Origin of the sequence: Chitinophaga eiseniae, assembly GCF_900167135.1 — a bacterium.
Taxonomy (GTDB): Bacteria; Bacteroidota; Bacteroidia; order Chitinophagales; family Chitinophagaceae; genus Chitinophaga; species Chitinophaga eiseniae.
On the sequence record NZ_FUWZ01000001.1, the window covers coordinates 1,741,348 to 1,755,137 of the forward strand.

11 protein-coding genes and 1 tRNA gene are annotated in these 13,790 nt (G+C 50.2%); 8 read left to right on the forward strand and 4 right to left on the reverse strand.

What is annotated here, in order from left to right:
* Positions 1-60 precede the first annotated feature (60 nt).
* Positions 61-1,518 carry an MFS transporter gene (locus B5D63_RS07370; protein WP_078668069.1) on the reverse strand — a complete coding sequence of 486 codons (1,458 nt, stop codon included), beginning with the start codon at positions 1,516-1,518 and terminating at the stop codon, positions 61-63.
* Positions 1,519-1,655: 137 nt separating this feature from the next.
* Between B5D63_RS07370 and B5D63_RS07375 the strand changes: the two genes are divergently transcribed.
* Positions 1,656-3,920, forward strand: coding sequence for a patatin-like phospholipase family protein (locus B5D63_RS07375; protein ID WP_078668070.1), 2,265 nt, complete (start codon positions 1,656-1,658; stop codon positions 3,918-3,920).
* Positions 3,921-4,028: 108 nt separating this feature from the next.
* Here the strand turns inward: B5D63_RS07375 and miaE are convergent, their stop codons facing one another.
* Complete coding sequence (gene miaE / locus B5D63_RS07380) at positions 4,029-4,625, reverse strand: MiaE family protein (protein WP_078668071.1); 597 nt, start codon at positions 4,623-4,625, stop codon at positions 4,029-4,031.
* 77 nt (positions 4,626-4,702) lie between these two features.
* Here miaE and B5D63_RS07385 point away from each other — a divergent pair, with 77 nt between their 5' ends.
* The 3 genes from B5D63_RS07385 to B5D63_RS07395 all read left to right on the forward strand — a co-directional run bounded on the left by B5D63_RS07385 (position 4,703) and on the right by B5D63_RS07395 (position 8,451).
* Positions 4,703-5,818, forward strand: coding sequence for an aminotransferase class I/II-fold pyridoxal phosphate-dependent enzyme (locus B5D63_RS07385; protein ID WP_078668072.1), 1,116 nt, complete (start codon positions 4,703-4,705; stop codon positions 5,816-5,818).
* A gap of 57 nt (positions 5,819-5,875) precedes the next feature.
* A complete protein-coding gene (locus B5D63_RS07390; protein ID WP_078668073.1) occupies positions 5,876-8,305 on the forward strand; it encodes a penicillin acylase family protein in 2,430 nt (809 codons plus the stop codon).
* A gap of 73 nt (positions 8,306-8,378) precedes the next feature.
* Positions 8,379-8,451, forward strand: a tRNA-Lys gene (locus tag B5D63_RS07395).
* Positions 8,452-8,722: 271 nt separating this feature from the next.
* Here the strand turns inward: B5D63_RS07395 and B5D63_RS07400 are convergent.
* Positions 8,723-9,595, reverse strand: a complete 873-nt coding sequence (locus B5D63_RS07400) for a TolB family protein (RefSeq protein ID WP_078668074.1) — start codon at positions 9,593-9,595, stop codon at positions 8,723-8,725.
* A 98-nt stretch (positions 9,596-9,693) separates the two neighbouring features.
* Between B5D63_RS07400 and B5D63_RS35260 the strand changes: the two genes are divergently transcribed.
* Together B5D63_RS35260 and B5D63_RS07410 are read left to right on the forward strand one after the other, a co-directional pair.
* Positions 9,694-10,098, forward strand: a complete 405-nt coding sequence (locus B5D63_RS35260; RefSeq protein ID WP_078668075.1) for a hypothetical protein — start codon at positions 9,694-9,696, stop codon at positions 10,096-10,098.
* Between the two features lie 55 nt (positions 10,099-10,153).
* Positions 10,154-10,984: a LamG domain-containing protein gene (locus tag B5D63_RS07410; protein ID WP_078668076.1), complete on the forward strand. Its 831-nt coding sequence runs from the start codon at positions 10,154-10,156 to the stop codon at positions 10,982-10,984.
* A gap of 55 nt (positions 10,985-11,039) precedes the next feature.
* Here the strand turns inward: B5D63_RS07410 and B5D63_RS07415 are convergent, their stop codons facing one another.
* Positions 11,040-11,921 (reverse strand): helix-turn-helix domain-containing protein, encoded by an 882-nt coding sequence (locus B5D63_RS07415; protein ID WP_078668077.1) that lies wholly within the window; start codon positions 11,919-11,921, stop codon positions 11,040-11,042.
* A 249-nt stretch (positions 11,922-12,170) separates the two neighbouring features.
* Here B5D63_RS07415 and B5D63_RS07420 point away from each other — a divergent pair, with 249 nt between their 5' ends.
* A complete protein-coding gene (locus B5D63_RS07420) occupies positions 12,171-12,365 on the forward strand; it encodes a hypothetical protein (protein ID WP_078668078.1) in 195 nt (64 codons plus the stop codon).
* Positions 12,366-12,483: 118 nt separating this feature from the next.
* Positions 12,484-13,752: an L-fucose:H+ symporter permease gene (gene fucP / locus B5D63_RS07425; RefSeq protein WP_078668079.1), complete on the forward strand. Its 1,269-nt coding sequence runs from the start codon at positions 12,484-12,486 to the stop codon at positions 13,750-13,752.
* Positions 13,753-13,790 lie beyond the last annotated feature (38 nt).

Consider the following 13,790-nt stretch of genomic DNA (forward strand, 5'->3'; position numbering starts at 1 on the left):
TGATCCCCAAAATCCCAAAATCCCAAAATCCGTAAATCAAAAAATCCGTAAATCTTTTATTTAGATTTCCATATTCTTATTGTCTTTGATGTATACCAGGCCTATCAGGAAGCAGATAACGGCCACGGCTATAGGATAAATCAGTCCCGCCAGGTGGTTCCCCGTTTTGGTAACGAGGATGGTGGAAATGGTGGGTAATAAACCGCCGAAAACGCCGTTGCCGATATGGTACGGTAACGACATGGAGGTATACCGTATCCTGGTAGGGAACATCTCCACGAGGAAAGCCGCGATGGGCGCATATACCATGGTCACGAACACTACCTGTACAAAAATCAGGAGTACCAGCATGATCATCCGTGTATTGTCTACCGTTAGTTCCGGTTTGCCGTCGCTGATGCGCAGTATGCTGCCGTCGCTATAGGTATGAACTTTGGTGGTTTGCTGCACCAACTGCCCCTCGTCATTTTTCGATTGGTTGCTTTCAATCTTATACAGTTCTGTCAGTTCTGTTTTCTGTTTCACATCGCCGATAGTGTCCATGGCTTTATAGATGGGATAATAAGCCAGGGCGGCTATCAGCATGCCTGCCAGCATAATTTTCTTGCGGCCGATGCGATCGGACAGGGAGCCGAAGTAGATAAACAGCGGCGTGCCCAGCAGCAGTGCCAGCGCGATGATGACATTGGACTGCACAAATTCGATGTTCATCGTTTTCTGCAGGAAAGACAGGGCATAGAACTGCCCGGTATACCACACCACGCCCTGGCCCATGGCTGCGCCGAAGAGAGCTATCAGCACCAGTTTCAGGTTTTCTTTGTTGCCAAAGCTTTCCTTGATGGGGTTTGCCGATGTTTTGCCCTCCTTTTTCATCTGGATGAACAGCGGGGATTCCTGCAGGCGGATGCGGATATAGTAAGACATGATCACCAGCAATACCGAGAGCAGGAAGGGGATACGCCAGCCGTAGTTGTTAAAATCGGCCGGCGACATTACCGAGCGGGTGATCAGGATCACCGCCAGGGAGACGAACAGCCCGAGGGTGGCCGTAGTTTGAATGAAGCTGGTATAATAGCCGCGGCGGTTGTTGGGCGAGTGTTCCGCCACATAGGTGGCCGCGCCGCCGTATTCGCCGCCGAGTGCCAGTCCCTGTAACAAGCGTAATATCAACACCAGCATGGGCGCCAATACCCCGATGGTATGGTAGCTGGGTATGAGGCCGATGGCGAAGGTAGAGCCGCCCATGATCAGCAGGGTGAGGAGGAAGGTGTATTTGCGGCCTACCAGGTCGCCCAGCCGTCCGAAAACGATGGCGCCAAAAGGCCTTACAATGAAGCCCACTGCAAAAGTGGCCAGTGTGGCGATATACGCCAGTTCAGGATTGCTGGGCGGAAAGAATTTTTCAGAAATGATGGCCGACAGGCTGCCGAAGATGTAGAAGTCATACCATTCTATCAGCGTACCGGCAGAAGAGGCCATGATCACCTGCCAGATGGTTTTAGTCCCGGTTTGTTGCATTTGCTAATTTTTAAGCGATGGGTTTTGGTTGTGCGTTGAAGCAAAAAAGATAGTAAATAAATATTATGGGTGCAAGTTTGGGGACAGGAATCTTGAATGGAATAAAGCCTTATCTTTAATAACAGCTGCAATAAACTATGATGAACCAGGGACAGTTACTACATTTCGGCAGACTAATTTTCGTATTGTTATTCAGTCAGTTGTTTTTCTGTATGGGCGTACAGGCGCAGCAGCCTGCCCCTGACAGACCTAAGATCGGGCTCACCCTCAGTGGTGGCGGCGCCCGTGGGCTTGCGCACATCGGCATCCTCGAAGCCATTGACAGTGCGGGGCTCAAAATCGATTATCTCACGGGAACGAGCATGGGTAGTATCGTGGGGGCGCTCTACGCCATGGGCTACTCCGGCGATTCTATAGAAGCGGTGGCCCGGCGGCTGGACTGGAACAGTCTTTTCACCAATCAGCCGGTGCTGACCGATATTTCCTACGAAGAGAAGGCGGAGTATAACAAATATATTATCGAGATACCGTTTGAATACGGCCGGCCGAAGCTGGCTTCCGGCGTTATTTCCGGGGAGGCTTTGTGGCTGGAGCTGGCCAAACTCAGCTGGCCGGTGAAGGATAAAAAGAATTTTACCCATTTTGATATCCCGTTCAAATGTATCGCCACAGATGTGGCTACGGGCCAGATCGTGACGCTGGATTCGGGCGAGATCGTGACGAGTATGCGTGCCAGTATGGCCATCCCTTCCATCTTCACTGCCGTGAAAATAGGGAACCGCAAACTGGTGGATGGCGGCGTGGTCCGAAATTTCCCCGTTATCACTGCGAAGGAGATGGGTGCGGATATCGTGATCGGCTCCAATGTGAGCGGTGGCCTTCGTAAGGCCGATCAACTGGTTACTCCCTTTGATATCCTGTACCAGCTGGGATTTTATAAAGATGCCGCCGATTTTGAAAAAGCCCGTAAACAGTGTGATATCTATATCCCGATCAATGACGAGCTGGAAAGCTATTCTGCTGCGGCTTTTGGCAGTGTGGACTCTATCATCGAGGTCGGTAAGCGAAAGGGGAGGGCTATGTACCCGGTGTTTAAGCGGCTGGCAGACTCGCTGAACGCCCACCTGGAGAATGTTAACCGGATGCCTTTTGCTGCGGATGTGGAACTGAGCAGCGTGCATGTGTCGGGGTTGATACATTCCGACGAAAAGTTTTTCCTGCAGCGGTTGCACCTGAAGCCCGGCGGCTGTTACACTAATGTGCAACTGCGCGAGGGTATCCAGCGGGTGTATGGTACGCGTTTCTACAAGCTGATCACCTACAACCTGCATCCCGAGGGGTATGGTAAATACAGGATGGAGATCGCGGCGGAAGAGAACCCGCTGACGTATGTGAAGTTTGCGCTCAACTATAACACGCTTACCGGAGCCAGTGCTATTCTTAATCTTACGCAGCGGAACTTCATCGTTCCTAACTCCCGTTCGTTTGTGAGTGTGGCTATCAGCGAGAACCCGCGGCTGGAGGCGCAGTATTTCAAATACCTGGGGCGCAGCCGTAATTTTGGTTTTGGCCTGGGGGCGTATTATGAAAACACGGGTCTTACGTTTTATGATGAAGACCTGACGAAGATGCAGCCATACCGTAATAAATATGCGAACGTAGACATCAACCTACAGTATTCTCCCGGTGGTAACGTTGCTTTTGGCGCCGGTACCCGGTGGGAGTATATCAAATACAAACCGCAGTTTTCCCCGTTTGTGGAAGTGAGGGGCAGCACCAATCAGCTGAACTCTTATGCTTTCCTGGGGGTGAATTCGCTTAACCGTAAGATGTATCCTACCAGTGGGGTGTTGCTGAATATAGAGGGAGGGTACATTTACAACCAGCATTCCGGTATCACCGTCAACAATGGGGGGGCGCCGCTGAACCTGGACAGTGCCGGGATCCGGTTTAATAATTATCAGCGACTGGTCGTTAATGCCAAATACTATGTGCCGCTGGGGGTGAAATCGGCGTTGGCGTTTGATGGTAATGTGGGTTGGAATTTTAACTACAATGAGTCGGTGGTGAGTGGTTATGTTGTGGGTGGTATGAACAAGATGATCCGTAACCAGGTACCCTTTGTGGGAGTGTTTGAAGGAGAAGTGATTTCCTCGAAGGTGGCGGCGGTACAGGCGGCGTGGCAGTGGGAGGTGGTGCGTAATATTTATGCGATACCACGGGTAGGGGCGGCGTTGTACAACGGTAGCCTGCTGGGTGCAGAAAATAAATACAGCGGATTAACCGGATACGGGCTGGGAGGCGGTTACAGCAGCCGGTTGGGCCCCATAGAGGCTACTATGATGTACAGTGACCAGTCCGGCAAACTGAAGTTTTATGTGAATTTAGGGTTCAATTTTTAGAATCTTCGATTTTTTGATTTACGGATTTTGGGATTGTTGGGAGGGCTTGGTTGTGTTGGCTATTATCCGCTAAATCATAAAATCCGTAAATCAAAAAAATTCAAAATATCAGTGCATGCGGTCGCCCCGCACTTCAATGTTTTTCAGGATGTCGGCTTCCATTTTCAGCCATTCTTCCCATCTTTTGCGCACTTTTTCTTCCGGGAAATATTCGTTGGCCAGATCGATAAACAGCCGGTAGTGGCCGGCTTCGGAGATCATGAAGCGGCGATAGAATTCGCGCAGGTATTCATCTTCGAGTCCTTCGCTGAGGAGCCGGAACCGTTCGCAGCTGCGGGCTTCGATGAGAGCGAAGATGAGGAGGGCGTCGAGGAAGGCGTCGTCGGCATGACCGCCTTTGACGCGGTTGTCCATGAGGGCGTTGACATAGTCGTCTTTCCTTTGTTTGCCCAGCGGGAGTCCTCTTTTCTTCAACTCGGCCAGTACCTGCCGGAAATGTCCCCATTCCTCCGTAACGATGGGCGCCAGTTCCTGTACCAGTCTTTCCCTTTCCGGATTGCGCTGGATGAGGGAGATGGCGGAGGAGGCAGCTTTCTGTTCGCAGTAGGCATGGTCCGTGAGGATGTCCTGCAGTGAGATCGCTGCGAGGTTCACCCAGCGGGGGTCGGTAGGTAATTTTAATCCGAGTATGGATACTTTGCTCATGTTTTCGCTTTCTGGTATTGATTATTTTTGTTGTGCGAAGATAGTATTGAATCTGTTAATTTGCTAAAAGCCCATATATGCACAGGAGTCCAGAGCCCTTTTTACTGCAGCCGTTGCTGCAACGGCGTGAGCAGCATTCTTTCCGGGAGTTACGTTTACCGGGCGCCCTTGTTGATTTCTGTTCCAATGATTACCTGGGATTGGCGCGTGGTGCTGCCTTGCAGGAGAAGGTGCGGGAGCTGCAGCAGGAGCGGCCGGTATCGCATGGCAGTACCGGTTCGCGGTTGCTGGCAGGCAACTATCAGTGGATCAATGACGTGGAGGCGGATTTAGCTGCTTTTCACCGGGCGGATGCTGCGCTGATCTTCAATTCCGGTTACGATGCCAACCTGGGCCTGTTTTCCTGTGTGCCGCAGAAGGGGGATACGGTGGTGTATGACCAGCTGGTGCATGCTTCTATCCGCGACGGTATGCGGTTGTCTCATGCGCAGACTTATTCCTTCCGGCATAACGACATGGAGGACCTGCGTAAAAAGATCAACAATGCCGGCGGCAACTGTTTTGTGGCGGTGGAGTCGGTATATTCCATGGATGGTGATATGGCGCCGTTGCAGGCCATTGTATCGTTGTGCAACGAATATGGGGCGTATCTGATCGTGGACGAGGCGCATGCCACCGGAGTGGTGGGTCCGGGCGGAGCGGGACTGGTGCAGGCGTTGGGGCTGGAGGACGCATGTTTTGCCCGGGTGCATACTTTCGGGAAAGCGGTGGGCTGTCATGGTGCGGTGGTACTGGGGTCTGCCACGTTGCGGGACTATCTGATCAACTTTTCGAGATCGTTTATCTATACCACGGCATTGCCGTCGTCGGCTATTGCGGCTATCCAGGCGAGCTACAGTCTTTTCCCTTATATGGACGAGGCGCGGGCGCACCTGACGGCTTTGGTCCGGCAGTTCCGGGCCGGCGTGCAGTCGTTGGCGTTATTACCCGGAGAAACACCGGTACAGGCCGTGCTGACGAAAGGGAATGAGAACACCCGTACCATTGCCGCGATGCTACAGTCCGCCGGACTGGACGTGCGGGCCATCCTGCATCCTACGGTGGCCAGGGGAGAGGAGAGGCTGCGGATCGTGCTGCACAGCTTCAACACCGCCGACGAAACAGACCTGTTGATAAAAGTCTTGCTGCATTAGCTCGATTGATGCAAAAATGATGTATTTTACATATATACATCCGAGCTACTATTTATTATGAGAATCATCCCAGCAGTTATCACCGCAGCAATTACCCTGTCGCTCACTTATGCGCTCAGCACCAAGATAGGTCAGGTTCCCCCAATGGGTAAGTTGTTAAGCCCCCAGAGCGGTTTCTGGCAGAATGCCGAAGTGATCGGCGAGCGGCCGCATGAAAATATGGTATTACCCGGCCTTACCGGAAAAGTGGAGGTATGGTACGATGATCGTGCCGTGCCGCATATCTTCGCGGAGAATGAAGCTGATGCTTTTTATGTACAAGGTTATGTCACCGCGCGTGACCGTCTCTGGCAGATGGAGTTGCAGACCTATGCTGCCGCCGGCCGGCTGTCGGAGATACTGGGGCCCGGGCTGATCAGGTACGACCGGTCCAAACGCCGTGACGGCATGATATATGGTGCGGAGCGGTCTGTGGCCGTGATGGAAACGGACCCGGCCACCAGGACTGCCATCCATTCCTACGCCGACGGTGTGAACGCTTTCATTGCCCAGCTGACGCCTGCTTCGTTGCCGGTAGAGTATAAAATCCTCGACTATAAGCCGGAAAAATGGGACGTGATCAAATCCGCCCTGTTGCTCAAGTATATGTCCGCCGACCTGGCAGGGTTCTGCAACGACCTTGAGAACACCAACGCCCGCCGGTTGTTTTCCATGACTGACTTCAACCTCTTATATCCCGATTTCCAGGATACTTTGGACCCCATTATCCCCAAAGGGACGCCCTTTGCAGCCGCTTCTGCCAAAGCTGTGGCGCCGCCCGACAGTGTGCTGGCCATCGACGCGGCTTACATGAAGTTCAAACAGGACAAGCCCGATCCTGCGAATGGCAGTAACAACTGGGCCGTCGCCGGCAGCAAAACACGTTCCGGCGCGCCCATCCTCTGCAGCGACCCGCACCTGGGCCTGAGCCTGCCATCCCTCTGGTATGAAGTGCAGATCCATACGCCGGGCATGAACGTATACGGCGCCTCCCTGCCAGGAGCCCCGGGCGTCATCATCGGCTTTAATGATCATATCGCCTGGGGCGTCACCAACGGCGAAGAAGATGTGAAAGACTATTACCGGATGCAATTCCGCAACGGTAAAAAAGAATACCTGTTCAACGGCAGCTACCGCCCGGCAGAACAGCGGGTGGAAGCTATCAAGGTACGCGGCGGCGCCACAGTGTACGACACCGTGGCCTATACCGTCTTCGGTCCCGTTGCTTATGACAATACTTTCCCGGAAAAAATCGCAGGACAGTCTTTCCTCGCCATGCGCTGGAAAGCGCTGGACTCGTCCAACGAGCTGCGCACTTTCTACCGCCTCAATAAAGCCCGCAATTACGATGAATACGTCGATGCGCTGCGTACGTTCACCTGTCCGGCACAGAACTTCGTATTCGCCGATAAAGCCGGGGATATCGCCATCTGGCACAACGGCCAGTACCCGCTCCGCTGGAAAGACCAGGGTAAATGGATCATGCCGGGCAGCGACAGCACCTACGCCTGGCAGGGATATATCCCGCATGCCGAACTACCGCATATCAAAAACCCGGAACGCGGCTTCGTCAGCTCCGCCAACCAACGAGCCACCGACAGCACCTATCCTTATGTGCTATACAGCGCAGAGTATGACCTCTTCCGCGGTGAACGCATCAACCGCCGCCTCGGCGAGATGAACGGCATCACCCCCCAGGATATGATGACGCTGCAGAACGATAACAAAAACCTGTTCGCCGCCACCGCCATGCCGCTGATCCGCAGACATATCGATACCGCCGCCCTCACCGACGCACAGCGTCCTTACTGGCAGCTGCTATCGCAATGGGACTGCGTAGCCTCCGCCGACAGTAAAGCCGCTACCATCTTCAATAACTTCTGGGACCAGTTGACAGATACCATCTTCCGCGATGAACTGGAGCCTAAAGATTCCACTATCCTGGCCATGCCGCAGCCTACCACCGCACTGCTGATGCTGCTGCGCGACAGCTCCGTACACTTTGTCGATAATATCAACACACCGCAGAAAGAAACACTGTCAGCCCTCGTACAAGGCGCTTTCGCCACCATCGTTCCTCACATGGCGGAGCTGAACAAAGCCGGTAAACTGGAGCTGGGTAAAGCCCGCGGCACCGCTATCCGCCACCTTTCCCGCGCCATCCCCGCCTTCAGCGCTATGCACCTCAACACCGGCGGCGGACGGCATATCGTCAACGCCACCAAAGCGACCCATGGCCCTTCCTGGCGCATGATCGTGCAGCTGTCAGATAAAACAGAAGCATACGGTATCTATCCCGGCGGACAAAGCGGTAACCCCGGTAGCCCGTTCTATGACAACGCCGTCAACGACTGGGTAGCCGGTAAATATTACCTGTTGCACGTGTTCGACGAACAGGAAAAAGATGACCCGCTCATCCGCTACAAAGTGATGTTTACAGGGAAATAGAAAATTTTTTTAGCAAAGAATTTGGAAGAAAAGTAAATATTCCTATCTTTGCAGTCCCTTAGAAAAAGGGAATGATTCCGTAGCTCAGTTGGTAGAGCAATACACTTTTAATGTATGGGCCCTGGGTTCGAGTCCCAGCGGGATCACAGACAACTTACAAACCTCGCGCTAGTCGCGGGGTTTTGTTTTTTAGTTGAGCGTTTAGTCGAGTTCCTTTTGTATAACCCCGATTTCTTTCCCGTACTTTATACAGGTTAATCAGCTTTTACTAAGATACAGAATATCTACCATGGACATTACCAGCCTCCGATGTTTTGTATTCTTTGCTCATTGGGAGGGCGTTATAAGACATCAAAAGCGAGGACTCAAAATTCAGCACGGCGCTTGATGTGGGTGATAATGACTTCCGAAGGCATTCTATTGCCTTAGTATCTGACTACTTATCCATTTAACATCCCTCTCACTGCTAAAGAACAAGAACTTTCCATCCGGTGAAAGATTCGGACAGTACTCATATGTTTTTGTGTTGATCCGGTTACCCATGTTCGTAGGCTGCTGCCACTGGCCATTTTTGTTGAAGGTGATATACAGGTCTGCTTCTCCGAATCCGCCGGGCCTGCCGGAAGTGAAGATTAACCAGCTTTCGTCGGGGGCGATAAGCGGGTCATGCTCATCGTGGCTGGAATTAATGGTGGGACCGAGACTTACCGGTTTCCCATAGTGTCCGTTTTTTTTCCTGCTCATGTACAGATCTAGGTTACCATCGCGGTAGGAGGCAAAGTAGATGTTGCCGTTATCTGAAAGGCTGACATAGTATTCGGTGCTGTCGCTGTTGATGTCGTTAAGCCGTATAGGTTTGCCCGGGCCATTGCGGTTTATGGGTAATTTATAGATGTCATAATCTTTGATGGTATCGGTGGCGTCTTGGGGTCTGTTGGAAATAAAATAGAGATCTCCTTCGCGCGAAAAGAACGGATCGGTATTGGAATAGGTGCTGTCAAACAAAGGTGAGGGGACAGGGGAAGCCCATTCTTTCCCGTTGTGAGTACTTTCGAAAATAATATATTTCCTGTTATACGACCTTGAAAAATAGAACGTTTTACCATCCGGAGAAAAGGTTGCGTTGAAATCAAGCGTATCTGAGGAAACGATGCCGGGAAGGAACCTCTGCGCTATTGTGTCTGGCAGGGGAGTAGAGTAGTTGACTGTAACTTTTTGGGATGGTTGTTTACTATTGGTGCAGTATAGCATACAGCAGCAGGTGAATAAAAGCCAAAGATGCTTTTTCATTAGCGTAGTTTTTATTACTTAAGATCATAATAATTTCCTTATCTTAATATTCTCAAGTCCACCCCTGTTTTATATTCATCTCAAAATACCATAAAACCTTGAAATCCGTCTGCAGGAAGGGGAAATATGTGATGTGGTTTCACCTGGAGCTGAAGGGGGAGGGGTATAAAGCTGCGCGTATAGTCGTAGCCGTGAATAACCGTATCACTGGTCCTTACAGGTATGTTAACAGCTTCCGGCCTATTCGAAAGAACAACACCTATTATTTAATCACCAGCGGCTGTACCCAAATGCTGCGTCATTGCATACCGCCGCATAGCCCTTCGGGCCGTGGACGCCGGCTGGAAATCCTATATACGGAGGAGGTGCGGAGCTTATGTTTCACGGGCAACCGGCATTTGTTTTCCGGGTTCCATCACTGGCTGCCGGTTGAGTGGAAAGAAGAGCTGCCGGTTATTCCGTGGCGCGATGACTGGAATCCCGATTTTATTAATAATAAATGATACACTATGGCTACAGACAACTGATAATATTCCAAAAAAATTAAAAATCCACTTTATGAAACCTGTTACAAACCTCCTGATGGCAGGACTTGGCTTGATGCTGTTTTCCTGCGGGAAAAGTGAGCCCGCCACATTGAATGAAACACCCATCGGCAAAGCACGTACAGAATCTGCCTGGGAAACGGTACTGGACCAATCCACATTTGCCGGTTACACGGCTTTTGAAGCGGCCTGGAACTACCTGTATCCCTGGGGCAGCGACCATAACGGCACCGCCCGGATGTATGGCAGCAGCACGGATCATAACCATATTTACCTGCAGAACAATGTACTAACCATCAAGGCTACACGCATCAACTGGGATGAAGGAAGCAGTCCGCATGATCCCCGGTTGCCTATCCATTACCACTCAGGGGCTATACATGCCAAAACGCACGTGGTGGTTAACGACCAGTTCCCGGATTGGGAAGTTAAATGTGATTTCCAGGTTCCTACTGTAAAAGGTTCCTGGCCTGCATTCTGGCTTACTGCGGTAAACAGCTGGCCGCCGGAGAGCGACATTATGGAATTCAAAGGCAACGCTGTCAATTGGCAGAACACCTTCCGTACGCCTTCGGATGTTTCAACGCAGCAGACGACGGTGTCTGATGCGGGCAGCTGGCATACCTACAGGGCATGGATCACCAAAACCAGCGCCACCAACGTTGATATCCATTACTATATTGACGGTGTCTGGAAAGCCAAACACTCGGCAAATTTTGTTGACAAGCCGATGTACATCATTATCAATATGCAGATGGAGGGTTCCAGCGGAAGCCCGGGGCCTACTGCTGATACCTATCTGCGGGCACGAAATATTTACATCGGCCGCACACGTGCATTCTAGCCTGTCAGATCTGTAGCATGGCAGGGGCGGCCGATAAGGCTGTCCCTGTCTGTATTTAAAATCCAATAGTATTCATTTGCTTTTTGTATGCTCCCGGCGATACGCCTGTGATTTTTTTGAATATTTTGGAGAAATAGAACACATTATCAAAACCTGTTTGTGCCGCAATTTCAGTAAAGGTCATCCGGGTTGTCAGCATCAGGTATTGAGCCCGCTCTATTCTTTTTTCATGTACATATTTGACAGGTCTTTCTCCTGTGTGTTGCTGAAAAAGGCGCGAAAAATAATCCGTATGCAGGTTTGCTTTTTCTGCCAGAAGGGTTACTGATAAGTCGCGGTTTAGGTTCAGCTGAATGTAGCTGATGATATTTAAAATTTTAACCGGCACATGGCCTGTATCCCTGTGCTTAAATGTCTGCTGTGTCAGAAACCGCGAAACCAACTGAAGGAGAATACCATGTGTTTCTGTAAAGGTTGACAGGCTTTGACGGTTATTCAGCTCCTGGTACTCTTTGTAGAAAATATTTTTTTCGTAAACTTTCGGGTTGTCAGAACGATTAATGCCCCGCCCGGGATTTATTTCCAATAATCGCCTGAAGTTCAGTATATCCATTTCAGTCGCTTTTACCTTCATAATAACCCTGTTATTTTCAAATAACGAAATGCCATCCGACGATTCCTCAAAGAACTGAACGAAGTATTGGCTGAGATAATCAGGGCATATCAGGTTACATAAGGTGAAACTGGGTATGATATACAGAAAGCCTGACTCAAGCCTGACTTTGGCCGAGGCATCCCATATTTCTCCCGCGCCTGCATCGATATAATATATCCTGAAATATGGACTGATCACATTTCTGTAATTCCACCCGGAGTCAAGCTTTACATAGTCAACGTTCAATAATGTGAATGTTTGCTTTAGCACTCTTTTAATCATGTGGAATATTTAATAAACGATTGTTCCTCCAATGTTAGGATTTTGTCATAAAAATAAGCAGTAAATAGTCGGTTTTGTATAAAATAAAGTCCTATTAAGCCAAATGTTTGGTAAATATTTCGGAGTAAGTTTGGTTTGTCAACTATAACTTGTAGTCATCGGTACGAGGCTGACTGAAAAAAGGATGCCTGGTTTATAACGAGGACCAGTAAACATAAATTCCATGAAAAGAAGAACGCTGATCAAAGGTTGGGTGACGGGCTTATCATCCCTGTGAAGGCGCTGGCTGCCGGTAATAAGGCCGAAAAGGTGGCGCAGGTGAGCCTGCTGGGCGGTGGCCGGCTTCCATTTCAACAGACGCCCGAAGGTCTTAATATACAATTACCGGAACAGCCGCCTTGTAAAGAGGCGTTTGCATTGAAAATTGAAGGGGCCATTGTCTGAAAACGCCGGATGAGCATTGGCATATGCTCCTGTACCACTTATTGTAACAAAACAGTTGATTGGGGATGCGGTAGTGTACGTCTGCCGGCCCCACTTGCTGTAAAAAATGTGCTCATATATGGCAAAGAAAAAGACCCTATTCCCGTTTGTATTGATTACCACCCTGTTTTTTTTGTGGGGATTTGCACATAACCTTGACCCCATACTGATACCGCATTTACAGAAATCATTTACATTGACCACCGTTCAGGCGACCCTGGTGGATTCCGCCGTGTTTGCAGCTTATTTCCTGATGGCTTTGCCGGCGGGATTTATCATGAAAAAATATGGTTATAAAACGGGTATTATTGCCGGCCTGCTGGTATTTGCGCTGGGGGCTTTCTTGTTTATTCCCGCTGCTGATACGCAACTGTACGTGTTTTTTCTTATTGCGTTGTTTATTATAGCCTGTGGCCTGACAATGTTGGAAACAGCGGCCAACCCTTATGCCTCATCGCTGGGGGATCCGGCATACTCCACGCAACGGCTGAACCTTGCGCAGTCATTTAACGGGTTAGCCACTACGCTGGCGCCTGTGATAGGAGCCCGCGTTATCCTTACCAAAGGCTATACGGCGGCGCAGTTAAATGCAATGACAGAAGAAGGCCGCCGGCTGGCGCTTGCAACTGAAGCAGCCACCGTGAAAATGCCATATTTTGTCTTAGGGAGCGTATTGGTAGTGATAGCGGTCATTTTTGCCTTCACACGTTTGCCGGCTATCCAGACAAATGGAGATCATGTGGCCGGTAAAAATATTTTTCATGCGTTCAGGCATCGCCACCTGCGATGGGGTGTTGTTGCGCAGTTTTTTTATGTGGGCGCCCAGGTCTGTGTGTTTAGCCTGTTTATTCTCTATGCCACGAAGGCTGCGGGCATAACGGAGGTAGAGGCGGCTGACTACCTGGGTTTATGCGGGTTCGCATTCCTGATTGGAAGATTCGTTGGTACTTATCTCATGCAATATATCAATTCAGCCAGGATGCTGGCGGTATACGCTGTGCTGAATACTTTACTATGCATGATAGCTATCTGCGGAACCGGTATCATGACCGTTTACACAGTCATAGGTATCTGTTTTTTTATGTCTATCATGTTTCCGACCATTTTTGCCCTCGGTATAAAGGAATTAGGTGGCGACACCGAGTTTGGAAGCAGTTTAATCATTATGTCTATTGTAGGAGGAGCCATTCTGCCGCGGTTGTTTGGCTATATCAGCGATGTAACAGGTAATATTCAATATGGTTATATCATACCGCTGGTTTGCTTCCTGGTGGTAGCTTATTTTGGCTTTAAAGGCCATCGGGTAAAACCGGGGGATGAAAAATTGCTTCTTTCAACTATTCTCTGAAAAGCAGCTGCCGGTATGACCGGAATCACATGACCGTA

What these genes read in the sequence shown, in the direction of transcription:
- B5D63_RS07370 (WP_078668069.1), bottom strand. Translation starts at nt 1,518, where the DNA reads ATGCAACAAACCGGGACTAAAACCATCTGGCAGGTGATCATGGCCTCT.
- B5D63_RS07375 (WP_078668070.1), top strand. Translation starts at nt 1,656, where the DNA reads ATGATGAACCAGGGACAGTTACTACATTTCGGCAGACTAATTTTCGTA.
- miaE (WP_078668071.1), bottom strand. Translation starts at nt 4,625, where the DNA reads ATGAGCAAAGTATCCATACTCGGATTAAAATTACCTACCGACCCCCGC.
- B5D63_RS07385 (WP_078668072.1), top strand. Translation starts at nt 4,703, where the DNA reads ATGCACAGGAGTCCAGAGCCCTTTTTACTGCAGCCGTTGCTGCAACGG.
- B5D63_RS07390 (WP_078668073.1), top strand. Translation starts at nt 5,876, where the DNA reads ATGAGAATCATCCCAGCAGTTATCACCGCAGCAATTACCCTGTCGCTC.
- B5D63_RS07400 (WP_078668074.1), bottom strand. Translation starts at nt 9,595, where the DNA reads ATGAAAAAGCATCTTTGGCTTTTATTCACCTGCTGCTGTATGCTATAC.
- B5D63_RS07410 (WP_078668076.1), top strand. Translation starts at nt 10,154, where the DNA reads ATGAAACCTGTTACAAACCTCCTGATGGCAGGACTTGGCTTGATGCTG.
- B5D63_RS07415 (WP_078668077.1), bottom strand. Translation starts at nt 11,921, where the DNA reads ATGATTAAAAGAGTGCTAAAGCAAACATTCACATTATTGAACGTTGAC.
- fucP (WP_078668079.1), top strand. Translation starts at nt 12,484, where the DNA reads ATGGCAAAGAAAAAGACCCTATTCCCGTTTGTATTGATTACCACCCTG.